We start from the raw sequence: 21,542 nt of genomic DNA, 5'->3' as shown, positions 1-21,542 counted from the left end.
TCGAGCGCCACCAGTTCCACCACCGCGGCGTGCAACTGGTTCTCATCGCGCATGGGTGCGGTGCACCCTTCCAGGTACGACACATAGGCGTCGTCCTCGCAGATGATCAGCGTGCGCTCGAACTGCCCGGTGTTGATCGCGTTGATGCGGAAATACGTGGACAGTTCCATCGGGCAGCGCACCCCCTTCGGGATGAAGACGAAGCTGCCGTCGGAGAACACCGCGGAGTTCAGCGCCGCGAAATAATTATCGCCCGTGGGAACCACCGAGCCCATGTATTGGCGTACCAGATCGCCGTGCTCGCGGATGGCTTCGGACATCGAGCAGAAGATCACGCCAGCCTCGGCCAGTTCCTTGCGGAAGGTGGTGCCCACCGATACCGAATCGAACACCGCGTCCACCGCCACCCCCGCCAGGCGCGCGCGCTCATGCAGCGGCACGCCGAGCTTCTCGTAGGTTTCCAGGAGCTTCGGATCCACTTCGTCGAGCGACTTCAGGCCAGCCTTGGGCGCGGAGTAGTAGCTCACCGCCTGGTAGTCGATGGGATCGATCTTCAGCTTGGCCCAGTCGGGCGTGGGCATGGTGAGCCAATGGCGGTAAGCCGCCAGGCGCCAGTCGGTCATCCACGCAGGTTCGTTCTTCAGCGCCGAAAGCTGGCGCACGATGTCCTCGGACAAACCCGGTGGCAGGCTGTCCGATTCAATGTCGGTGACGAAGCCGGCCTCGTAGCGCCGGTTCAGCGCCGCCTCGACCTCGGCGTTGTCGCGTACGGGCGAGAGGGTTTCAGGAGTCATGGGACGAAAGTCCTCGGCAATGCATGTTCATGGGTGGACCGCTTCGCGGGTGGCCGGCGGCACCTGGGCCACGAAGGTGGCGAGGCTGACGCCGCGCATGGCCATTTCGACCATGCTGCTGACCTGCTTCCAGCTGCTGCTGACGCCGCAGGTGGCCTCGCGCTCGCACTGGCCGCCGGCGACGCTGCATTCGGTCATGCCGATCGGGCCTTCCATCGCCTGGACGATGTCGGCCAGGGTGATCTCGGTGGCGGGCCGGCCCAGCCGGTAACCGCCGTTGACCCCGCGGAACGACGCCACCAGCCCAGCATGGGCCAGCAGTTTCATCAGCTTGCTCACCGTCGGCGCCTCCAGGCGCGCGCCATCGGCGATCTGCGCCGTGGTGAACACGTCGTCCGGGTGGGCGGCGATGAAGGTCATCACCACCGTGGCGTAATCTGTGAGCCGGCTGACGCGGAGCATGGTCTTAGGAACCAGGGAAACGTAATCAGGACCGAAATGGTACTGATTCCTGCCCTGCGCGACAAGTGCCGCGGCGCACCACGAAGGTGCAAAGGGCTTCGGCGCACGCTCCCCGGCTGGGCTCCACGTCAAGCGCGCCAGCACGCAACCTGCGGTTTTACAGCGCATTTGTGCATTCGCAGCATATGGCACGGTCCCTGCTCCGCTTGGCTTCGACACCATGCGAGGGCAAGGCCATGAAGTGGATTACCGCGGTCATCAAACCGTTCACCCTCGATGACGTCCGCGAGGCCCTGGCCGAGGTGGGGGTGCAGGGCATGACCGTCACCGAGGTCAAGGGCTTCGGCCGCCAGCACGGCCATACCGAGCTCTACCGCGGCGCCGAATACGTCGTGGACTTCCTGCCCAAGCTCAAGGTGGAGCTGGCGGTGACCGAGGACCAGCTCGAGCGCGCCATCGAGGCGATCTCGAGGGCTGCGCGCACCGGCAAGATCGGCGACGGCAAGATCTTCGTCCTGGAGCTCGAGCAGGCCGTCCGCATCCGCACCCAGGAGGTCGACGCCGATGCGCTTTCCTAAAGCCGCTTTCCTGGCCCCCTTCGTGCTGGCCCCGGCCAGCGCCTTCGCCCAGGCCACCGTGGCCAAAGCCGACAGCGGCGACACCGCCTGGATGCTCACCGCCACCATGCTGGTGCTGCTGATGACCATCCCGGGGCTGGCGCTGTTCTATGGCGGCATGGTGCGCGCGAAGAACCTGCTGTCGGTGCTGATGCAATGTTTCGCCATCACCGCCGTGGTCACCGTGGCCTGGTTCGTCTACGGCTACAGCCTGGCGTTCGACACCACCGGCATGCAGGCGGGCGTCACCAACATCCACTCATTCATCGGCGGCTTCGGCCACGCGATGCTTTCGGGTGTGACACCTACCTCCCTGTACCAGACGGTACCGGAGAGCGTGTTCGTGATGTTCCAGATGACCTTCGCCATCATCACCCCGGCGCTGATCGTCGGCGCGATCGCCGAGCGGATGAAGTTCTCATCCTTGCTGGTGTTCACCCTGTTGTGGCTTACCGTGGTGTACCTGCCGATAGCGCACATGGTGTGGTCCGGGCCGGGCTCGTGGCTGGGCGACCTGGGCGTGCTGGACTTCGCCGGCGGCACCGTGGTGCACATCAACGCCGGCATCGCGGGCCTGGTGGCGTGCCTGGTGCTGGGCAAGCGACGCGGCTACCCGACCACGCCGATGCCTCCGCACAACCTGGGCTACACGCTGATGGGCGCCAGCATGCTGTGGCTGGGCTGGTTCGGTTTCAATGCGGGCTCGGCGGTCGCTGCCAACGGCAGCGCGGGCATGGCCATGCTGGTGACGCAGATCGCCACGGCAGGCGCGGCGATCGGCTGGATGGCGGTGGAGTGGGCGATCCACAAGCGGCCCAGCGTGCTCGGCATCGCCTCGGGCGCGGTGGCGGGGCTGGTGGCCATCACGCCAGCCGCAGGTACCGCGGGGCCCGGGGGGGCGCTCATCCTTGGCGTGCTGGCGGGCATGGTCTGTTTCTTTGCCGCCACGCGCCTGAAGCACGTGCTCAAGTACGACGATTCGCTCGACGTGTTCGGCGTGCACGCGGTGGCCGGCATCATCGGCGCGATCCTTACCGGTCTGTTCGCCGCGCCGGCGATGGGCGGCTTTGGCACGGTGACCGATATCGGCCACCAGCTGTGGATCCAGTGCAAGGGCGTGGGCTTTACCGTGGCCTACACCGGGGTGTGCAGTTACGTATTGCTGAAGCTGGTGGATGTCACCATGGGACTGCGGGTGGATGCCGAGGCCGAGCAGGTGGGCCTGGACCTGGCCCTGCACGAAGAGCGCGCCTACAACCTGTAATGATCCACGGCCGTCGCCGCAGTTTTTTTTGGGGGGTCAGAGTATTTACTCTGACCCCCCACGCGAGTAACCGACGCTACGGCCTGACAGCGGTAACTTCGATCTCGACGAGGAAACCGGGATTGGCCAAGGCTGCCACCTGCATCGCCGAACGCGATGGCAGCAACGGCTGCTCGGGCGTGCCGAAGAATTGCGTATAGCCTTCCATGAAGCCTGCGAAATCCATCTTGCCGCCCTTGGCCGGATCGCCGGCCAGGAATACCTGCATCTTCACGATGTCGCCCACCTTCAAGTGCATGCCGGCCAACTGCGCCTGGATCGACTTGAGCACCGATACCGTTTGCGTTTTGGTATCGCCGTAGGCAGCGACGCTGTCCTTGGCGGCCTTGGCATCGACCGCGGTGGGCACCACGCCGCTCAGGAACACCAGGGTGGAACCGGCCGGCACTTCCACCGCTGCGCTGATCGGGAACTTGCTATTGGGAATGGGATGGCGGGTAACGTCCACGGCGGCGGCCTGCGAGCTAAGGGCAAGGGCGATGATTCCGGGAATGAGCTTGCGCATCATGGCGAGGGTTCCTTTGGTTGCGGACGCATGGCCTTGACCTGCGCGGCCGTGACGTCGTCGTGGTAGTCGTTGCCGAAATGGCTGCGGATGTAGTTGACCACGCCGGCCACCTGGTCGTCTGTCAATGCCTGGCCGATCGGCGGCATGGCACCACGGCCGTTGAGCAGCATCACGATGGGATAGGCGCTGCTGGCAAGCTTGGCGTCGTGGGCTAGCGCCGGGTACGTACCGGCGCCCTGCGCGCCCTGCCCCTGGGGCATGTGGCAGCCCTGGCAGACGTGGGTGAAGATCGTTTCGCCGGTGACCGCCTCGGGATGCCGCATGTCGATGAAGGCGGGATCCTGGCTCGGCCCCGTCGACGGGGTCAGGCCCTGGACCTGGGCATGGGCAACGCTGGCGACGCCCGCCAGAAGAATGAACATCATCTTCTTCATGCGCGGCTCCCCGCGCGCACGCGCGCATGCAGGCGCTCGATGGCGTCCAGTGAGGAAAGCACAGCGCCTTCCTGCCAGGCCGGAAGATAGGAAGCGTGTTCGCCGGCCAGCGCGATGCGGCCGTCCACCTGGCACAGGTTGTCGTAGTGGTCCTTGCGGGCCTCATCCGACCAAAGGCCGAAGCAGCCCAGGGTGAACGGCGCACGGTGCCAGCCCACGGCCATGCCGTTCTCAAATTCCCGGGAATAAGCCGGGTGCAGCTGCTGACCGTATTCGACGGCTTTGCGTACACGCTCGGCGGCCGACAAGGCCGTCCATTCGAATGCCTGCATGCCGAAGGTATACGAACCCAGCAGCACGCCCTTCGTGCCGCCAAAGCCATGGCTGGGGTACGACAGCATGCCCAGCGGCGAATCGGTGTAGCTGATGCCGCCGTAGATGGTTTCGTCTTCCTCCCAGAAACGGCGCTTGAACTGCAGGCCGACCTTGGAGCTGGCGAGGTACGGGACGGCGGAAATCGCCGCTGCCATCGGCGCGCCGACCTGGATCGGGATCTGGCTGAGGATGGAGAGCGGGATGGTGCAAAGGCACCAGTCGGCCTTGGCCACCTGCGGGGCGCCGGGCTTGAGGGTGTCCTGGTAGGTGACCGTGACCCCGCGGTCGTCCTGCTCGATGTTGGTCACCTTCGCGTTGTAACGGATCACCTGCCCTACTTCCCGCACGAAGGCCTTACCGATCATGTCCATGCCGCCCACCGGCTGCATCAGCGAGGTCTGGTACTCGTAGGCGCCGTCGACGATCAGGTTCTGCCACACGTTGGACGCGAGCAGGTCGTGCAATTGCATCGGCTGGGAATATTCAGGCTTGGCATTCAGGCCGCCACCGGCCTCCTTGGCATAACCGCGGCGATCGCCCGATTGCGGGCCCATCGTGTAGCGGAAGTCCTTGGTGAGGCCGCCCCAATAGCGCAGCGATTCAAGCAGGATTTCCTTGTCTTCCTTGCTTACTTCCTTGTCCAGGCTCCCCTGGCTCGTGGCCTTGGCCAGCAGTTCCGCCACGTGGCCGTGGTAGTCGGATTTCACCGTACGGAAGCGCTGCGGCTTGCCGTCGAAGTAGCCCGTAGCCTGCACCAGGGCGTTGTAGTTGACCTGGACGAAGGGCTCCAGCTGCACCCCCAGCTCACGGCAGTAACCCAGGAGCGCAGTGTGGTGGTAGGGAATGCGCCATGGGCCGGGATTGAAATACTGCCCCTGGTCGAATTGGCAATGCTGCGTTTCACCGCCGAGTTCGGTGTAGCTATCGCCGCCACGCAGAGTCCAGTTGCGGCCGCCGGCACGGGCGTTGTATTCGAGCACCTGCACCTTGTAACCGGCCTTGCGCAGTTCATAGGCGGCAACCATGCCGGCCAGGCCCGCGCCCAGTATCAGCACCGAGGTGCCGTGCACGCTGCCTTCCAGCTTCGTGGCCGCGCGTTTGGGCGGCGTCTTGATCGCTCCCATGCCCGCCATGGCCTGGTACATCACCGCGCTCCCGGCGGTTATCCCGATCATGCGCAGCAGGTCGCGCCGGGTCATGGCCATTTCAGGTGTCGCCATATTCATTTCCTCGCCCCGGGAAGCCCCAGTCTGCATCGATATCACACGCGCTGCACCGCAACAAGATCCAATAGTCAGTTGCATTGGCGACCACCGCCGATGAGACGCTAAGCTTGCGGGCATCACCCCGTCGGTCTTGCCATGAACCCCCACGACGATCGCACCGCCGCCCGGCTTGACTGGGCCCGTGCGGCCACGAAAGAACCTGCCCTTACGCTTGAGCCCGCGTCCGCCGATGCAAGCTTCCGCAGTTACTGGCGCGGGCACACATCCGAAGGATCGGTCATCGTGATGGACTCGCCGCCCGACCGCGAAGACCCGCGTCCATGGCTTGAGATCGGCCAACGGCTGACCGGCGCCGGCTTGCACGTACCGGCCGTGCTCGCTGCCGACACCGACATCGGCCTGTTGCTGATCGAGGACCTTGGCAACCGCACGTACCTTCCGGAATTGAACACCGATACCGTCGACGCCCTCTATGGCGATGCACTGGATGCGCTTTTGCGCATGCAGCGACACGTGGACCCCACCGGGTTGCCTGCGTTCGACCGCGCCTGGCAGACGATGGAAATGGAACTGATGCCCAGCTGGTTCCTGACCCGCCACCTCGGGGTAGCGTTAGGCTGCGATGGCTGGGACGAACTGGAGCTCGCCTTCACCGTGGTGCTGGCCAACATCGCCGCCCAGCCGCGCGGTTTCATGCACCGTGACTTCCACAGCAGGAATTTGCTGGTCTGCCCCGGCCGCAACCCGGGCATCATCGATTTCCAGGGTGCGATGACGGGCCCGGTCACCTACGACCTGGCCTCGCTGCTGCGCGATTGCTATATCGCCTGGGACGATGAACGCGTGGCCGGCTGGGTGGAAAGCCATCGCCTGCGCCTGCTGCACGCGCACGTGATCGGCGATGACGTAGACGCCGACACCTTCATGCGCTGGTTCGATTTCGCGGGCCTGCAGCGGCACATCAAGGTGCTGGGCATCTTCTGCCGGCTGATGTACCGCGACGGCAAGGCTTCGTACCTGGCCGATCTTCCGCTGGTACTGAACTACGTGATGAAGGTGGCGCGCCGCCACCACGAACTGGAAGGCTTCGCCGCCTTCCTTGCCACGCATACCGAAGGGGTGGACCTCACCCATCCGCGCCCATGAGGCACGCACTGATCCTGGCCGCCGGACGTGGCGAACGCATGCGTCCGCTCACCGACCACACGCCCAAGCCACTGCTCATGGCAGGCCACAAGCCGTTGATCGTGTGGCACCTGGAAAAACTTTCCGCCGCCGGCATCCGCTACGTGGTGATCAACACCTCGCATCTGGCCGACCGTTTCGAACCGCTCCTGGGCAGCGGTGACCGCTGGGGGGTGCGCATCCGTTATTCCTATGAAGGCCCCGAACCGCTGGAAACCGGCGGCGGCATGCTGCGCGCGCTGCCCCTCCTGGGGCCCGAACCCTTCGTGGCGCTAAGCGCCGACATCAACACCGACTATGACTACGCCCGGCTGCCCGCCGAACCGAAGGGGTTGGTGCACCTGGTGATGGTGCCCAATCCCGACTGGCACGCAGGCGGCGACTTCTTCCTCGATGGCGACCGCCTGCACGACCCAGGTCCGGGCGAGCGGCTGACCTTCGGCAACATCGGCATCTACCGGCGTGCGCTGGTCGAAGGCCACCCGCCTGGGTGTTTCAAGCTGTTGCCGCTCTACCGCCAGGCCATGGCCGCGGGCCAGGCCAGCGGTGAGCGTTTCGACGGACGCTGGACCAATGTAGGGACGCCCGCGCAACTGGCAGCGCTCGATGAAGCCCTACGATAAAAAGTATCCACGTCCCCTGCACATGCATTCGCCCATCGTAACGCGCAAGCGGCGGAGGGACGCCGGAGGCGGGACCCCAATCGATGGCTATTTCCTTGCATGGATGTCGAGTCCTCATTGTCGAAGACGAGCCCATGGTAGGCATGATGATCGAGGACATGCTCCGCGATCGAGGCTATGCCATTGCCGGCGTGGCACCCAACCTGCCGGTGGCCCTGGAACTGGCCAGTTCGCTGGAGCTGGATGTGGCCATGCTGGATGTGAACCTTGCCGGCGAGCGCTCATTCGCGGTAGCCGACGTCCTGCGCCAGCGGCACATCCCCTTCATCTTCGCCACCGGGTACGGCTCACCCGGGGTGGATCCTTCCTTCGCCGGGGTCAAGGTGCTGCACAAGCCGTTCGCCGGCGCGGACCTGGACGCCGCCCTGCACGATGCCTTACGGGTAGCCTAACTTGCCGACGTGATCGCCCGTTCCAGCTCACGCATGTCATAGGGCTTGCTGACGATCACCGATTTGTCGTACGGCGCGGGAATTTCATCGTGTGGCAATCCGGTGGCCAGCACGAAACGAATGCCGCGCTCGTGCAACACGTCGACGATGGGGAAGGCATCACGCCCATGCAGGTCGACGTCGACCACGGCGAAGTCCATGTCGGCATCGCGCGCCAGCCGGACACCCTCGTCCAGGCTCTGCGCCGTGCCGGCAATCGCGTGCCCCAGGTGCAGGAGGGTTTCCTCCAGCGCCACGGCCAGGATGCTGTTGTCTTCGATGACGAGGACGCGCTTGCGCGAAGGTTCCACTTGCCTGGGTCCTGAGGAAGGGTGCGTGGATCGAATTTAACTGAACACGGGCGAACCGGCACCTGATTTTTTCTTCCTGGCAGGAAATGCCCACTCGGGCCTGGTGCACCCGTTGCTAGGGCATGCCTGCGCCGGGGCCCGACGAAGGCGGACGCGGCAGCCTGGGGGCGGGGGGCGTGGTCGATGCCATGGCATTGCCCGGCCGCTTGTCCAGCGGCGTGGCTGCCGCCGCACCCGTGGCTACCGGGGAGGCAGCGGCCGGATCCGGGGCCTGGGCCATCTCGGGCTCCGCGGCGGCCTTGGCGGCAGCGTCGGACATGACCACGATGCTGATGCGGCGGTTCTTCGGGCTGGTCGGATCGGTCTTGTCGAACGGCACGGCCTCGGCAAGGCCCACCACGCGCGTCACCTTCTCCACCGGCATCCCGCCGTCCAGAAGGGCGCGGCGCGCGGCGTTGGCGCGGTCGGCCGAGAGCTCCCAGTTGCCGTAATGAGCGGTGCCATCGGTGCCGCTGTACGGCGTGGCGTCGGTATGGCCGGAGATGCTGATGCGGTTGGGCACCTGGTCGACGAAGCTCGCCAGTTCGTGGAGGATCTGCACGGTATAGGGCTTGAGCGTGGCGCTGCCGGTATCGAACATGGCGCGGTTCTGCTTGTCGATGATCTGGATGCGCAGGCCTTCGGAGGTGATGTCCAGCAACAGCTGGTCCTTGAACGGTGCCAGCGCCTGGCTGCGTTCGAGCGCTGCGTTCAAATCCTTGCGCAGGGCATCCAGGCGGGCCTTGTCACGCTCCTTGGCAAACCTGGTTTCATCGCCGGGCGCCTGGCTGCCAGGGGGCGCCTGGCGGTAGTCCTTGCCCTGGCCATGGTTGATGTCCATGGCGCCGCCAAGCTTGATCATGCTGTTGCTGGCGCCGCCCGGGCCCATGCTGCCCGGCGTCGCGGACATCGAGCTGCCGGAGGTCATCGACGGATTCTTGAAGTAGTCGCTGATCGCCGCCTTCTGCTCGCGCGTGCCCACGCCCATGATCCACATGACCAGGAAGAAGGCCATCATCGCGGTGACGAAGTCGGCATAGGCGACCTTCCAGGCACCGCCGTGGTGGCCGTGCCGTGCCTTCTTCCGTCGCCGGACAATGATGATCTCGGACTCGGACATCAGCGTGCGCTCTTGAGGTGGCCTTCAAGATTGACGAACGTCGGTCGGGTCAGCGACGACAGCGTCTTGCGTCCGAACTCCACCGCCACCATCGGGTTGTAGCCGCGCAGGCTCGACAGCAAAGCCACCTTCACGCACTCGAAGGCCTTTCCATCTTCCTGTGCGCGAGCCTCCATGGCCGCGGCGAGCGGCCCAACGAAACCATAGCTGAGCAGGATGCCAAGGAACGTACCCACCAGCGCGCCGGCGATGTGCTCACCGATGCGGGACGTATCGCCGCCCAGCTGCGACATGGTGGTGACGATACCCAGCACCGCGGCGACGATACCGAAGCCCGGCAGGGCGTCGGCCACCTTGGCCACCGCCAGGCTCGGCGCCTCGGCCTGGGCATGGTGCGTTTCCAGCTCCACGTCCAGCAGGGCTTCGAGCTCGTGCGGATTCATGTTTCCGCCCACGATCAGGCGCAGGCAGTCGGTGGTGAAATCGATCAGGTGATGCTCGCGGATCAGCCGGGGATACGCCGAGAAAATCGGGCTGCTGGCGGGATCTTCGATGTGTGCCTCGAGCGCCAACAGGCCTTCCTTGCGCATGGCGCTGAAAAGGTCGTACAGCATGGACAACAGGTCGATGTAGTCCTGCTTGCCGTAAGCGGGGCCCTTGAACAGGCCGGTCAGGCCACGCAGGGAACCCTTCACCACCGACGGTGGATTGGCCACGATGAAGGCGCCGATGGCGCCGCCGAAAATGATCAAGAACTCGTACGGTTGCCACAGCGCCAGCATATTGCCATGCGAGAGCAGATACCCGCCCAGCACGCTGATGATGACGACAATGGTTCCGATGATGACAAACATGAGCCCTGCCCTTGGGTCGCTACCCACGGCTTATCGGCTCCAGGCATGAAAAGTTGAGGGTGCGGTCGTGCGCTGCGGTACGCCGCGCTCAGTCCTCGGCGGCGACGCGCTCGAGCGACGAATTCAGCCACTGGGCGTGGTTGAAACCGCGGGCCATGGCCCGCTCAATGGCCACTTCGCGATCGTCGAAAGTTTCCAGCAGGGAGATCATCACGAAGTACTTTTTGCCTGCCCCAGGCAGGCGCTCGACGATATAGGCGCTTTTGAAGCACCCCGCCGATACCTCGTTGCAGCGGATTTGAACTGCGTAATTTCCAACGATGCGCCGTCTCATGATCTGCCTTCAAAGCGGCCCCCCTGGCTCAGTTATAACGCCGCTTCCCGCAGCCATGCAATGCCAGCGTCCGCCATAGGCAAGGCGGCCGGTATGCGCGTTATCGGCACAAGGTGCCGACCGCTTGAACACCCGGACCGCCTTTGTGAGGACCGGGGTCAGAGTAATTACTCTGACCCCCAGTACCTGCGCTCAAGGCCGGCGGAGGAGCTCCGGGTTGTCCTTGGTGACGGGCATGAGGTCTTTCTTGGAAACGCCCAGCCACAACAGGATCGGACTGGCGATGAAGATCGACGACAGCGTGCCGACCACGATGCCGATCAGCATGGTGATGGCAAAGCCGTGCACGACCGGGCCGCCAATGAAGTAGAGCGCCGCCATGGTGATGCCGGTGAACAGGGACGTGATGATGGTTCGCGACAGCGTGCTGTTGATCGAACGGTTGAGCACTTCTTCCGGGGTAGCGTTGCGGCTGGCCCGGAACAGTTCGCGGACGCGGTCGAACACCACCACCTTGTCGTTGATCGAATAACCCACCACCGCCAGCACCGACGCGAGCACGGTGAGGTCGAACTCGCGCCGGGTGAGCGCGAAGATGCCCAGGGTGAGCAGCACGTCGTGTACTTCGGTGGCGAGCGCCGCGATGGCGAAGCGCCGTTCGAAGCGGATCCACAGGTAGCCCATGATGCCGATGATCACGAAGATCATCGCGATGTAGCCGTCGTTGCGCAGTTCCTCGCCCACCTGGGCGCCGACGAAGGAACGATCCTTCACCGTGGCATCCGGGCGCGAGGCCTTCAATGCCGCCAGGATCTCATCGCGTACCTTGTCTGCGCGCTTGTCGGCCGGGAGGTTCGCACCGGCTTCGTCGACCACGCGGATGGGCAGCTTGATCTGCAGGCCGTTGGCGCCACCCACCGGCACCACCACGGCGTCGTCGAAGTGCGCATTCACCAGGGCCTGGCGAACGTCGGACACTTCGACCGGGCTGTTATAAGCCACCTGCACGGAAAGTCCGCCGGTGAAGTCCAGGCCGTAGTTGAAGCCGCGCACGGCGACCAGGACGATGGACGCGATGACCAGCGCTACGCCCAGGCCCACCGTGAACTTGCGCAGGCCGAGGAAATTGATGTTCGAATTGTGATTGAAGATTTCCATGTGTCTCTCCCCTTAGACCGACAGCGTCTTGAGCTTGCGGCCGCCGTGGATCAGGGCAGTGATCGCGTGGGTCACCGTGACGGAGGTGAACATCGAAGTCAGGATGCCGATGAACAGCGTGACGCCGAAGCCGCGGATGGGACCGGAGCCCATGGTCATCAGGCCAAGTGCCGCCAGCAAATGGGTGACGTTGGCGTCCAGGATGGTGGCCCAGGCTTTCTCGTAGCCGGCGCGAATCGATGCCAGCGGCGTGGAACCGTTGCGCAGTTCCTCGCGGATGCGTTCGCAGATCAGCACGTTGGCGTCGATCGCCATGCCCAGGGTAAGCACGATACCGGCGATGCCCGGCATGGTAAGGGTGACCCCGATCAGCGACATCACTGCCATCAGCAGGATCAGGTTGAAGAACAAGGCCACGTCGGCGACCAGGCCGAACAACTTGTAGTAGAAGGCCGCCGCCAGCAGCACCAGGCCCAGGCCGATCAGCACCGCCCGCACGCCCTTCTCGATGTTGTCGGCGCCAAGGCTCGCACCGATCACGCTTTCTTCGACGATGTCCGTGGGGGCCGCCAGCGCGCCGCCCTTGAGCAGCAGCGCAAGGTCGCTGGCCTCGGTGGGACTGGCAAGGCCGGTGGTCTGGAAGTTCTTGCCCAGGGTGGAATTGATCGTGGCGTAGTTGATCACGCGCTCGGTCGTACGCGGGGTGCGCACTTCCTTGCCGTCGACCACCTTGGTGTCGGTGACGCGCTCGGCGTAGACCACCGCCATCGGCTTGCCCACGTGGGCAGAGCTGAAGTCGGTCATCTTGCGGGCGCCGGCGGCGTTCAACACCACGTCGACCTTGGGCGTGCCGGTCTGCTGGTCGAAGCCGGAGGCGGCGTCGGAAAGTTCATCGCCGGTGACGATGATCTTCTTCGACACCAGGTACGGCTCGCCGTGGTTGCCCAGCACCAGGTTGGCGTCGGGCGGGATATTGCCGGTGCGCTGGGCATCCTGCGCACGCGGGTCGGAAGGGCTGGCCAGGCCTTCGCGGTATTGCAGCGTGGCCACCGCACCCAGGAGCTTCTTGGCTTCGGCGGTGTCCTGCACGCCGGCCAGTTCCACCACGATGCGGCTATCGCCCTGCTGCTGGATCAATGGCTCGCTTACGCCCAGCGCATTGACTCGGTTGCGCAAGGTGGTGAGGTTCTGGAGGATGGTCGACTGCGCCAGTTCACGCAGTTTGTCGGCCTTCACCGTGGCGGTGAGCACGAAGCGGTCGCCGGTGCTGTTGCCGTTGGCGAGGATCAGGTCGGGGTGGTCCACCGCGATGGCGTTGCTGGCCGCGCCGCGGTCGGCATCGCTCTTCAAGATGATGCCGATGCCGGCGCCACGGCCATTGCGAGTGACCGACTCGTAACGGATGTTCTTGTCGCGCAGCAGGCTGCGGATGTCGTCGGCGTAGGTGGTTTCGAGTTTGTCCTGCACGCTGTTCTGGTCCACTTCCATCAGGAAGTGGACGCCGCCTTGCAGGTCCAGGCCCAGTGGCATGGCCCCGGCATGGATTGCGTGCAGCCACGAAGGCACGTTGGAGGCCAGGTTCAGCGCCACGATATAGCCATCGCCCAGCACCGGGCGCACGGCATCGGCGGCCTTGTCGCGGCTTTCGGCGTCGGGGAATTTCACCAGCATGCGCTGGGCAGCCAGGTCGACCTGGACGTCGGTCACGGCGAGCTTGTTCTGGTCCAGGATGCCCTGCACCTTCGACTTCAGCGCGTCGTCGACCACCTGACCGCGGTTGGGCGCGATCTGCAACGCGGGCGAAGGCTTGAACACGTTCGGCAGCGCGTAGATCACGCCGAAGATCAGGACCAACACCACCAACGCGTATTTCCAGCGTGGAAAATCACTCATGCCTTGCAATTCCCTGTAGGCCGGGGCCCGCGCCCCGGCTGGATCTGGACGGGTGGATCAGAGGCCTTTCAGCGTGCCCTTGGGCAGCACCTGGGACACGGCGCCCTTCTGCAGCTTGACCTTCACGTTGGGGGCCACCTCGACCGACAAGTATTGCTCGCCCACCTCGTCGATACGGCCGGCGATGCCGCCGTTGGTGATCACTTCATCGCCCTTGGCCAGGTTCGCCAGCAGGTTGCGGTGCTCCTTCTGGCGCTTCTGCTGCGGACGGATCATGAAGAAATACATGAAACCGAACATCAGCACGATCAGCACCAGCGGGGACAGACCCAGCGCGCCGCCCGCGCCAGCGGCGGGAGCGGCGGCCTGGGCCACGACGGAAGTCAGGAAGTTCATCATCAGTACTCGCAAGTTGCGGCGGCAACAGGAAAAACTGCCACCGACAGGTAAAAGGCCGGTGATTATGCCATGCGGGTGGGCGGAAACGTGATGTTTGACGCCGGGAAACGCCGCAGGTTCCAGAGGATTGGGGGTGAGAGTAAGGACTCTGACCCCTTTCCGGCGTCCGCTAGATGGCGGCCGAACCTGCCCGGCGGGCGTAGAACCCGGCCACGAAATCGTCCAGGGAGCCTGTTTCGATCGCTCCGCGCAAGCCCGCCATCAGGCGCTGGTAGTGCCGCAGGTTGTGCATGGTGGCCAGCATGCTGCCCAGGATCTCGTTGCAGCGGTCCAGATGCCGCAGGTACGCCCGGCTGAAGCCGTTGGCGCAGGCGTGGCAGTCGCAACCTTCCTCGATCACGCCGGTATCGGTAGCGTATTTCGCGTTACGGATACGCAACGTGCCGGTATCGGTAAACAGGAACCCGTTCCGGGCGTTCCGCGTGGGCATCACGCAATCGAACATGTCGATGCCCCGGCGCACCGCTTCGACGATGTCCTCGGGGCGGCCCACGCCCATCAGGTAACGCGGGCGATCGGCCGGCAGCATCGGAAGCGTGAGGTCCAGGGTGTGGTTGCGCTCGGCCTCCGGCTCGCCCACGGCCAGGCCACCCACGGCATATCCGTCGAAACCGATCTCCACCAGCCTCTGGGCCGAACGATGACGCAATCCTTCGAAGGTGCTGCCCTGGACAATACCGAACAGGGCGTTGGGGTTCTTCGCCTCATCGAAGGCCCGGCGCGACCGCTCCGCCCAGCGCAGGCTCAGTTCCATCGAGACCGCGGCCACGGGCTCGGTAGCCGGGTAAGGGGTGCACTCGTCGAAGATCATCGCGATGTCCGAGTCGAGCACGGTCTGGATCCGCATCGATTCCTCGGGCGACAGGAACACCTTCGAACCGTCCACCGGCGAGGCAAAGGTCACGCCTTCCTCGGTGATCTTCCGCTTGTGGGCCAGCGAAAACACCTGGAAGCCGCCCGAATCGGTGAGGATCGGGCCATCCCAGCCGATGAACCGGTGCAAGCCGCCGAAACGCCCGACGATGTCCAGGCCCGGCCGCAGGAACAAGTGGAAGGTATTGCCCAGGATGATCTGCGCGCCGGTCTCGCGGACGTCGCGCGGGGTCATCGCCTTGACCGAACCGTACGTGCCCACAGGCATGAAAGCCGGGGTCTGAACGGTGCCGCGGGGGAAGGACAGCCGGCCGCGCCGTGCTGCGCCATCGGTCGCCAGCAGATCGAAAGTGAGTTTGGACATCCGCCCAGTTTATCAGGCACCGGGCCATCGCCGGCCTGAAGGATCAGGCGCCCTTGCCGGGCCAGACCAGCATGGCATCGCCATAGGAGAAAAAGCGGTAACGCTCCTGCACGGCATACCGGTACGCATCGAGGATGAATTCGCGGTTGGTCAGCGCGGACACCAGCATCAGCAGGGTCGACTGCGGCAGATGGAAATTGGTGATGAGTCCGTCGATGCTGGTGATGCGGTAGCCCGGGAAGATGAATATCTGCGTCTCGCCGGCAAAGGGATGCAGGCGCCCTTCCACCGTGGCGCTTTCCAGCGCGCGGACCACGGTGGTACCCACCGCGACCACGCGGCCCCCGGCGGCGCGGGTGCGGCGGATCTTCTCCACCAGCTCAGCACCGACATTGAGCCATTCGCGGTGCATCACGTGGTCGGAAATGTCCTCCGCGCGCATCGGCTGGAAGGTGCCGGCGCCCACGTGCAAGGTGACATAGCCGAAGTCCACGCCACGCTCGGTCAGCCGGGCGAGCAGGCCTTCATCAAAATGCAGGCCCGCGGTGGGCGCCGCCACGGCACCGGGTTCCCGGGCGAAAACCGTCTGGTAGCGGGTCGTGTCGTCCTGCCCGGGCTTGCGCTCGATATACGGTGGCAAGGGCATTTCCCCCAGGCGCAGCAGGATCTTCTCCAGCGGTTCGTGGCCCTCGAAGCGCAGGCGGAAGAACTCGCCCTCGCGACCCAACACGGTAACGGCGCTACCGTCGGCCAGCAGGATGCGGCCGCCTTCCTTCGGCTTCTTGCTCACCCCCAGCTGCGCCCGCGCCTCGTGCGTGCCGGTGACCCGCTCGATCAGGATCTCCACCGCGCCTCCGGATTCCTTGTGGCCGAAGAGGCGTGCCGGCAACACGCGGGTGTCGTTGAAGACCAGCAGGTCGCCTGGCTGGAGCATGCCGGGCAGTTCCCGGAACTGCCGGTTCTGCCGCGTACCGGCGACACGATCGAGTACCAGCAAGCGACTGGCCGAGCGTTCGGCCAGGGGCGATTGCGCGATCAGCGCGTTGGGCAGGTCGAAATCGAAATCGGATTTCTTCAAAGGAGGATAAAACCGCGGGGACTGAAAACGATTATCGCCTGTCCCGGCGATACCGGCACGTGATCAGAGCCAGCCTTTCTGCCGCGCCAGCCGGTAGGCCTCGATCCGGTTGGCTACGCCCAGCTTGCCGATCGCCTCGGACAGGTAGTTGCGAACCGTGCCGTGGGAGAGGTTCAGTTGCAGGGCGATATCGCTGGCCGCCTGCCCTTCTCCGGCCAGGCGCAATACCTGCCTCTCGCGGTCATTGAGCGGGTCGGCATCGGACCATGCCTCCAGCGCAAGCTCCGGATCGATTGCCCGCCCGCCGCGGTGCACCGTACGCAGGGCCTCGGCGAGTTTTTCGGCAGGGGAATCCTTCAGCAGGTAGCCACCGACACCGGCATCGAGCGCCCGGCGCAGGAAACCTGGCCGGGCGAAGGTCGTGACGATCACCACCTTCATCGGCAATTCGTGACGGCGCACGCGCTGGGCCAGTTCAAGGCCCGTCAGCCCGGGCATCTCGATGTCGGTCACCAGCACATCCGGCTTCAGGCGCTGCAACTCGCGCCAGGCCGCTTCGCCATCGGCCACGGAACCGAGTACTTCGATGTCCGACTCCAGGTTCAAGAGCGCGGTCAGCGCGCCACGCACCATGGCCTGGTCTTCTGCCAGCAGCACGCGGATCACGCGGCCACCGCCAGCGGTACGCTCACCACGATCGCCGTACCGCGGCGCGGCGGTGAATCGATCTGCATCAGGCCGCCCAGGCCCTGCACGCGTTCGCGCATGCCGGCCAGGCCATTGCCGTGCGCACCCAGGCCACCGCGACCATCGTCGTGGATCTGCATGCAAAACCTCCCGGGTTCATGGCTGACCACCACGCGCGCGTTGCGCGCCCTGGCGTGGCGGTGGATGTTGGTGACCGCCTCGCGCAACACCAGGGCCAGCGTGGCTTCGATGTCGGGCGGCAGGCCAAGCGAAACGGGAAGCGAGGCTTCGAAGGCGACGTCCGATGCCTCGAGCATCAGCCGCGCGGAAATGATCTCGGCGGCGAGGTCGCCACGCCGCATGCCGGTGACCGCGGCGCGCACCTCGGCCAGGGCATGGCGGGACACGCGCTCGACTTCCTCCATCTCACGTTGCGCCCGCGGCGGATCGGCAATCGCCAGCCGACGCGCAAGCTCGGACTTCAATGTCACCAGCGACAAGGTATGGCCCAGCAGGTCGTGCAGGTCGCGGCCGATGCGTTCGCGCTCGGCCAGGGTGGCCAGCCGCCGTACTTCCACCTGGGACAGGCGCAGTTCCACGTCCTTGCGTACGTTGCGCAGGTAAAGCACGTTGCCGAAGCCGCCGACCACACCACCGGCCAGTACGATCTCCAGCGCAGGCTTCACGCCACCGAACATCGGCCATGCCGCCGCCAGCAGCGTAAGCAGCAACGTGCCACCCAGCCACACACGCGGACGCTCAAGATACGAAAGCACAAGGCTCGCGGTAAGCAGATAGCCCTCGGCGATGCTGTTGAACGGCGCAAGCGCCACGCCGATCACCGCCATGCCCACGGCGATCCAGGGCAGGTATCGACGCGGTCCGATGAATACCATGACGTAGATCGGCAGGTACACGGCGATCGACGCCAATGTCGGTGCGAACCAATGCCATGCGAAGCCGTGGTTGGCCAAAGGCACCTGCAGCAGTGCAATCAGCCAGAACACCGATACGCCTGCCTGCCAACGCAGGTACAACGGCGAATTCAACTGCGCAAGGATCGAATCAGGCCGCGGCGCGAACACGCTCGCGTACCATGTGGCGAACCGGCCCTGGCATGGCGCGGACCGCATCGCCGCGGCCGTCATGAAGCTTGCCGCGCCGGCGTCGACGCCGCCGGGGACGGCACTACGCTTAACGTTGGTACCGTGCGCAGGGCAGGCATCGGCACGCGCAGCGATACGCGCGTACCGTGGCCACGTCGCGACTCGATCTCAAGCTCGCCGCCAAGGGCCTTCGCGCGCTCGCGCATCCCGCAAAGCCCATTGCCATGGTCACCCACGCCACCGCGTCCGTTGTCGGCGATGCAGAACTTCAATACGCCGTCCTCGACGCGAAGGCTGGCGTCCGCACGCGAGGCGCCGGCATGGCGATGGATGTTGGTGACCGCCTCGCGCAGGATCAAGGCCAGCGCCGGCTCCACGTTCGGCGGCAATTCGCCGACCTCGCTGGTGTAGCTGAAGAACACCCCGGAGGCGTTGAGCAGCAACTTGCACGAAGCAAATTCGGCGGCGATACCCGTGGAACGGATGCCCGTTACTGCCGAGCGCACCTCTGCCAGGGCATGCCGCGCCACACGCTCGGCCTCTTCCACTTCCAGGCGTGCCGCGGCCAGATCACGGTCGAACAGGCGCCGCGAGAGTTCGAGTTTCAAAGTGATCAGCGACAGCGTATGGCCGAGGAGGTCGTGCAGGTCGCGGCCGATGCGCTCGCGTTCGGCCGTGGCCGCCAGGCGGCGTACTTCCTCGTGCGACAGCTTCAGCTCCGCCTCGCGCTGCCAGTTCAGCCGATAGAACGTGTTGCCCAGGCCCACGGTGATGCCGATGAAACACATGGTGATAGTGATTGCCACGGGCCAGTGTTTGAGCTGCGTGGCAACCGCAAAGCACGCGACGGTCACCAGGACATAGGCAAGCGCCCGCCGCGATGTCGGCGCAAAACCCAGGTACGCACAGCAGAAAATCATGTACGTGCTGGCACCGGAATTGTTGAACCACAACAGCAGGAAGGCCAGCGCCGCCATGCCCAAGGCATAGCGCACGATCTCGCGCGCGGGACGGCAGTAAGAAAGCCAGTAGCAAGCCAGGAAAAAAGGCAGCGTGCCGAACGTGGAATACCACCAGGAAGCCGGGAGTTTCTCATTGGAGAAGATGAGGTCACCGAACAGCCAACCTATCCACACCAGGTTCATCAGCATCAGCGCCTTGACCTTTCCCGCACCCATATGGCGCCCGGCTATCGAATCGGGCGCGGGCTTGAGCCAATCGACGTTCATGACATGCGCTCCCATTCCCCGGCACCAAGCATGTTACTTCACCCGTTCCGGCGCAGGCGCCGCGCCGCGAGGGCCAGGAAAATTCCCGTGTAGGCGGCCAGTACCAACACGTGGACGGCGTGGCCGGTCTGGCCAAGTCCCACCGCCGACAGGGCAAGCTGGTCCAGGTGATAGGCCGGCCAGATCGGGGCGATCGTCTGGATCGGCGCTGGCAGCAGGTTCAGCGGGAACCACAGGCCCGACAGGAAAGCCATCGGCAGGTAGACAAGGTTGACCAGGCCCGGCGCGCCCTGGCCCTTGATCAAGGTGCCAATGAACAGCCCCAATGCGCAGAACGGCAGCACACCCAGCACTTCGATGCCGAAGAGGCTGGCGCCCTGCCCGAAGGTAAGGCCCGCGTGGGCCAGAAAACCAGCCATCGCCAGCAGGATCAACGCAACCACCGCTGCCACCAGCAAGGCCATCACCATCTTGCCGATCAGGTAGGCGCCAGGCGGCATGGGCATGGCGCGCTTGAGGGTAAGCAGGCCCGTGTCCCGTTCGAGCGCCAGCGATACACCGAAGCCGAACAGGCCCGGCGCCATCACGCCGAACGTGGCATAGCTGGCCAGCAGGAAACGCGAGGCATCCGGCCCGTTGGCATGGCCAAGGAAAATACCGAACATCAGGTAGAACACCGACGGGAACAGCAATGTCGGCAGGAGGAATCCGGGCGCACGCAGGTAGCGCAGGCATTCAGCACGCGCTTCCATCAGGTAGGCGCGGATCAAGCGGCTGCGCGGCATGGCGGCATTGCCTGGCGCCAGGGCCGGCATCGGGATCGCATTCATCACGCAGCCTCCTTGATCGATGCGTCCGGCGTATCGCCGGGTTCGCGGGTGAGTTCGGTAAACGCGTCGGCAAGACCGGCGCGCTGGACTTCCAGTTCCGCCAGCGCCGAGTCGTCGGCGAGCATGCGGCGGACGACGGCTTCGGCGTTGGTGGTCACCACCACCAGGCGTCCGTTCTCCTCGCGCACTTCCTGCACGTGCTCCCAGCCGGCGAGGGTGGCCCAGTCGAGCGTGGTGATGCAGCGGATGCGCTTGCGATCGACGGTGGCGCGAAGCTCGTCGACCGAGCCCTCGCTGATGGCGCGCCCGCGTGCCATCACGCACACGCGGTCGGCCAGGGTCTCGGCTTCTTCCAGGTAATGCGTGGTAAGCACCACCGAGACGCCACTGGCCACCTGCTGCCGCACGGCGGCCCACAGCGCCTGCCGCGCCTGTAGGTCCATGCCAACGGTGGGTTCGTCCAGGAACAACAGTTCAGGGCGGCCCACGGTGGCCATGGCAAATTGCACGCGCCGTTGCTGGCCGCCGGAGAGAGCGCCGTAGCGGCGGCCGAGCAAGTCCTGGACGCCTGCGAAGCCGGCGGCCTCGGCCACCGAATACGGATGGGGGTAGTAGCTGGCGGTAAGCGCGATGAGTTCACCCACCTTCAGCGTCTGCTGCAGGACCGCCGATTGCAACATCACACCCACTTTCCGGCGTGCTTCGATCCGCTGCGGATCGCGACCGAAGAGTTCCACCGTGCCGCCGTCCGCACGAAACAGGCCGAGCAGCAGGCCGATGGCGGTGGTCTTGCCGGCGCCATTGGGGCCGAGCAGGGCCAGCAATTCACCGCGACGCAGTTCCAGGTCGAATCCCTGCAGGGCGACCTGGTTCCCATAAGCCTTCTTTGCCCCGGCAAGCCGGGCGACGACCTGGTCTGGATGGGTCATGGCAGCACCTCCCTAAGTTGCGATCAGCTTAGGAACGGCGCTGCGGGGGAATCAGTCCAGCACGTCACCGCGTACAAGTGACAGCCGTCATCCGCTGTTGCGGTGCAACATCGAAAAACGCCCCGGGGGGTACCGACGGCGCTGGGGCCATGGTATCCTTGGCTAAGAAAACCTATATGGTTTAGCCACTTAGAGCCCGCCTTAACGTCCCGTGGTAGGCGCTCGACCTTATCAGGAGA

24 protein-coding genes are annotated in these 21,542 nt (G+C 65.0%); 5 read left to right on the top strand and 19 right to left on the bottom strand.

The window, feature by feature from the left end:
• Nucleotides 1-794 (bottom strand): SufD family Fe-S cluster assembly protein (locus tag VK519_RS15585; protein WP_524539001.1); only part of this gene is annotated, 794 nt, incomplete at its 3' end.
• 27 nt (nt 795-821) lie between these two features.
• Entirely contained in the window at nt 822-1,256 is a 435-nt protein-coding gene (locus VK519_RS15580; protein WP_324351264.1) for an SUF system Fe-S cluster assembly regulator, read from the bottom strand.
• Nucleotides 1,257-1,492: 236 nt separating this feature from the next.
• Between VK519_RS15580 and VK519_RS15575 the strand changes: the two genes are divergently transcribed.
• Together VK519_RS15575 and VK519_RS15570 are read left to right on the top strand one after the other, a co-directional pair.
• On the top strand, nt 1,493-1,834 hold the full coding sequence (locus tag VK519_RS15575; protein ID WP_324351262.1) for a P-II family nitrogen regulator: 342 nt from the start codon (nt 1,493-1,495) through the stop codon (nt 1,832-1,834).
• Complete coding sequence (locus VK519_RS15570) at nt 1,821-3,137, top strand: ammonium transporter (protein WP_324351261.1); 1,317 nt, start codon at nt 1,821-1,823, stop codon at nt 3,135-3,137. The genes VK519_RS15575 and VK519_RS15570 overlap by 14 nt, the downstream gene beginning before the upstream one ends.
• A gap of 76 nt (nt 3,138-3,213) precedes the next feature.
• Here the strand turns inward: VK519_RS15570 and VK519_RS15565 are convergent, their stop codons facing one another.
• From VK519_RS15565 to VK519_RS15555, 3 genes are read right to left on the bottom strand one after another with little or no spacing between them, the layout of a single operon-like run.
• Nucleotides 3,214-3,705, bottom strand: a complete 492-nt coding sequence (locus VK519_RS15565) for a RidA family protein (protein ID WP_324351260.1) — start codon at nt 3,703-3,705, stop codon at nt 3,214-3,216.
• The gene (locus VK519_RS15560; RefSeq protein WP_324351258.1) at nt 3,702-4,139 is read right to left on the bottom strand and encodes a c-type cytochrome; all 438 of its coding nucleotides are present in this window, start codon (nt 4,137-4,139) and stop codon (nt 3,702-3,704) included. Before VK519_RS15560 ends, VK519_RS15565 begins: the two co-directional genes overlap by 4 nt.
• On the bottom strand, nt 4,136-5,713 hold the full coding sequence (locus tag VK519_RS15555) for a flavin monoamine oxidase family protein (RefSeq protein WP_324351267.1): 1,578 nt from the start codon (nt 5,711-5,713) through the stop codon (nt 4,136-4,138). The genes VK519_RS15560 and VK519_RS15555 overlap by 4 nt, the downstream gene beginning before the upstream one ends.
• Nucleotides 5,714-5,875: 162 nt before the next feature.
• On the opposite strand from VK519_RS15555, the gene VK519_RS15550 reads away from it, so the two are divergent.
• The 3 genes from VK519_RS15550 to VK519_RS15540 all read left to right on the top strand — a co-directional run bounded on the left by VK519_RS15550 (nt 5,876) and on the right by VK519_RS15540 (nt 8,000).
• Nucleotides 5,876-6,886 carry an aminoglycoside phosphotransferase family protein gene (locus VK519_RS15550; RefSeq protein ID WP_324351257.1) on the top strand — a complete coding sequence of 337 codons (1,011 nt, stop codon included), beginning with the start codon at nt 5,876-5,878 and terminating at the stop codon, nt 6,884-6,886.
• Nucleotides 6,883-7,548 (top strand): N-acetylmuramate alpha-1-phosphate uridylyltransferase MurU, encoded by a 666-nt coding sequence (murU, locus tag VK519_RS15545; RefSeq protein ID WP_324351255.1) that lies wholly within the window; start codon nt 6,883-6,885, stop codon nt 7,546-7,548. Before VK519_RS15550 ends, murU begins: the two co-directional genes overlap by 4 nt.
• A gap of 83 nt (nt 7,549-7,631) precedes the next feature.
• The gene (locus tag VK519_RS15540; RefSeq protein ID WP_324351254.1) at nt 7,632-8,000 is read left to right on the top strand and encodes a response regulator; all 369 of its coding nucleotides are present in this window, start codon (nt 7,632-7,634) and stop codon (nt 7,998-8,000) included.
• Here the strand turns inward: VK519_RS15540 and VK519_RS15535 are convergent.
• From VK519_RS15535 to VK519_RS15470, 14 genes are all read right to left on the bottom strand, one after another.
• Nucleotides 7,997-8,350, bottom strand: a complete 354-nt coding sequence (locus VK519_RS15535; protein WP_324351253.1) for a response regulator — start codon at nt 8,348-8,350, stop codon at nt 7,997-7,999. The two genes, VK519_RS15540 and VK519_RS15535, sit on opposite strands and share 4 nt — an antisense overlap.
• 115 nt (nt 8,351-8,465) lie before the next feature.
• A complete protein-coding gene (gene motB, locus VK519_RS15530) occupies nt 8,466-9,509 on the bottom strand; it encodes a flagellar motor protein MotB (protein WP_324351252.1) in 1,044 nt (347 codons plus the stop codon).
• Nucleotides 9,509-10,363 (bottom strand): flagellar motor stator protein MotA, encoded by an 855-nt coding sequence (gene motA, locus VK519_RS15525; RefSeq protein WP_324351250.1) that lies wholly within the window; start codon nt 10,361-10,363, stop codon nt 9,509-9,511. The genes motB and motA overlap by 1 nt, the downstream gene beginning before the upstream one ends.
• 88 nt (nt 10,364-10,451) lie before the next feature.
• Nucleotides 10,452-10,697 (bottom strand): hypothetical protein, encoded by a 246-nt coding sequence (locus VK519_RS15520; protein ID WP_324351248.1) that lies wholly within the window; start codon nt 10,695-10,697, stop codon nt 10,452-10,454.
• A gap of 192 nt (nt 10,698-10,889) precedes the next feature.
• On the bottom strand, nt 10,890-11,855 hold the full coding sequence (gene secF / locus VK519_RS15515) for a protein translocase subunit SecF (protein ID WP_324351247.1): 966 nt from the start codon (nt 11,853-11,855) through the stop codon (nt 10,890-10,892).
• Nucleotides 11,856-11,867: 12 nt separating this feature from the next.
• Nucleotides 11,868-13,748, bottom strand: coding sequence for a protein translocase subunit SecD (gene secD, locus VK519_RS15510; RefSeq protein ID WP_324351245.1), 1,881 nt, complete (start codon nt 13,746-13,748; stop codon nt 11,868-11,870).
• Between the two features lie 57 nt (nt 13,749-13,805).
• Complete coding sequence (yajC, locus tag VK519_RS15505) at nt 13,806-14,144, bottom strand: preprotein translocase subunit YajC (RefSeq protein ID WP_324351266.1); 339 nt, start codon at nt 14,142-14,144, stop codon at nt 13,806-13,808.
• A gap of 172 nt (nt 14,145-14,316) precedes the next feature.
• Entirely contained in the window at nt 14,317-15,444 is a 1,128-nt protein-coding gene (tgt, locus tag VK519_RS15500; RefSeq protein WP_324351243.1) for a tRNA guanosine(34) transglycosylase Tgt, read from the bottom strand.
• 43 nt (nt 15,445-15,487) lie between these two features.
• Nucleotides 15,488-16,522: a tRNA preQ1(34) S-adenosylmethionine ribosyltransferase-isomerase QueA gene (gene queA, locus VK519_RS15495; protein ID WP_324351241.1), complete on the bottom strand. Its 1,035-nt coding sequence runs from the start codon at nt 16,520-16,522 to the stop codon at nt 15,488-15,490.
• A 63-nt stretch (nt 16,523-16,585) separates the two neighbouring features.
• On the bottom strand, nt 16,586-17,188 hold the full coding sequence (locus tag VK519_RS15490; protein WP_324351239.1) for a response regulator transcription factor: 603 nt from the start codon (nt 17,186-17,188) through the stop codon (nt 16,586-16,588).
• Nucleotides 17,185-18,294, bottom strand: coding sequence for a sensor histidine kinase (locus VK519_RS15485; RefSeq protein ID WP_324351237.1), 1,110 nt, complete (start codon nt 18,292-18,294; stop codon nt 17,185-17,187). Before VK519_RS15485 ends, VK519_RS15490 begins: the two co-directional genes overlap by 4 nt.
• A 59-nt stretch (nt 18,295-18,353) precedes the next feature.
• Nucleotides 18,354-19,544 (bottom strand): sensor histidine kinase, encoded by a 1,191-nt coding sequence (locus VK519_RS15480; RefSeq protein WP_324351235.1) that lies wholly within the window; start codon nt 19,542-19,544, stop codon nt 18,354-18,356.
• 38 nt (nt 19,545-19,582) lie between these two features.
• Nucleotides 19,583-20,374 (bottom strand): ABC transporter permease, encoded by a 792-nt coding sequence (locus tag VK519_RS15475; protein WP_324351232.1) that lies wholly within the window; start codon nt 20,372-20,374, stop codon nt 19,583-19,585.
• Nucleotides 20,374-21,303, bottom strand: a complete 930-nt coding sequence (locus VK519_RS15470; RefSeq protein ID WP_324351230.1) for an ABC transporter ATP-binding protein — start codon at nt 21,301-21,303, stop codon at nt 20,374-20,376. The genes VK519_RS15475 and VK519_RS15470 overlap by 1 nt, the downstream gene beginning before the upstream one ends.
• Between the last annotated feature and the right edge of the window lie 239 nt (nt 21,304-21,542).

The organism is Pinirhizobacter sp. (assembly GCF_035317885.1).
Taxonomy (GTDB): domain Bacteria; phylum Pseudomonadota; class Gammaproteobacteria; order Xanthomonadales; family Rhodanobacteraceae; genus Pinirhizobacter.
The sequence above is the reverse complement of the archived record's forward strand: the minus strand, read 5'-3'. Positions and strand labels throughout refer to the sequence as shown.

Bases quoted from the DNA above. Each gene is read 5' to 3' on its own strand.
- VK519_RS15580 (WP_324351264.1), bottom strand. From the start codon at position 1,256: ATGCTCCGCGTCAGCCGGCTCACAGATTACGCCACGGTGGTGATGACC.
- VK519_RS15575 (WP_324351262.1), top strand. From the start codon at position 1,493: ATGAAGTGGATTACCGCGGTCATCAAACCGTTCACCCTCGATGACGTC.
- VK519_RS15570 (WP_324351261.1), top strand. From the start codon at position 1,821: ATGCGCTTTCCTAAAGCCGCTTTCCTGGCCCCCTTCGTGCTGGCCCCG.
- VK519_RS15565 (WP_324351260.1), bottom strand. From the start codon at position 3,705: ATGATGCGCAAGCTCATTCCCGGAATCATCGCCCTTGCCCTTAGCTCG.
- VK519_RS15560 (WP_324351258.1), bottom strand. From the start codon at position 4,139: ATGAAGAAGATGATGTTCATTCTTCTGGCGGGCGTCGCCAGCGTTGCC.
- VK519_RS15555 (WP_324351267.1), bottom strand. From the start codon at position 5,713: ATGACCCGGCGCGACCTGCTGCGCATGATCGGGATAACCGCCGGGAGC.
- VK519_RS15550 (WP_324351257.1), top strand. From the start codon at position 5,876: ATGAACCCCCACGACGATCGCACCGCCGCCCGGCTTGACTGGGCCCGT.
- murU (WP_324351255.1), top strand. From the start codon at position 6,883: ATGAGGCACGCACTGATCCTGGCCGCCGGACGTGGCGAACGCATGCGT.
- VK519_RS15540 (WP_324351254.1), top strand. From the start codon at position 7,632: ATGGCTATTTCCTTGCATGGATGTCGAGTCCTCATTGTCGAAGACGAG.
- motB (WP_324351252.1), bottom strand. From the start codon at position 9,509: ATGTCCGAGTCCGAGATCATCATTGTCCGGCGACGGAAGAAGGCACGG.
- motA (WP_324351250.1), bottom strand. From the start codon at position 10,363: ATGTTTGTCATCATCGGAACCATTGTCGTCATCATCAGCGTGCTGGGC.
- VK519_RS15520 (WP_324351248.1), bottom strand. From the start codon at position 10,697: ATGAGACGGCGCATCGTTGGAAATTACGCAGTTCAAATCCGCTGCAAC.
- secF (WP_324351247.1), bottom strand. From the start codon at position 11,855: ATGGAAATCTTCAATCACAATTCGAACATCAATTTCCTCGGCCTGCGC.
- secD (WP_324351245.1), bottom strand. From the start codon at position 13,748: ATGAGTGATTTTCCACGCTGGAAATACGCGTTGGTGGTGTTGGTCCTG.
- yajC (WP_324351266.1), bottom strand. From the start codon at position 14,144: ATGAACTTCCTGACTTCCGTCGTGGCCCAGGCCGCCGCTCCCGCCGCT.
- tgt (WP_324351243.1), bottom strand. From the start codon at position 15,444: ATGTCCAAACTCACTTTCGATCTGCTGGCGACCGATGGCGCAGCACGG.
- VK519_RS15480 (WP_324351235.1), bottom strand. From the start codon at position 19,544: ATGAACGTCGATTGGCTCAAGCCCGCGCCCGATTCGATAGCCGGGCGC.
- VK519_RS15475 (WP_324351232.1), bottom strand. From the start codon at position 20,374: ATGAATGCGATCCCGATGCCGGCCCTGGCGCCAGGCAATGCCGCCATG.
- VK519_RS15470 (WP_324351230.1), bottom strand. From the start codon at position 21,303: ATGACCCATCCAGACCAGGTCGTCGCCCGGCTTGCCGGGGCAAAGAAG.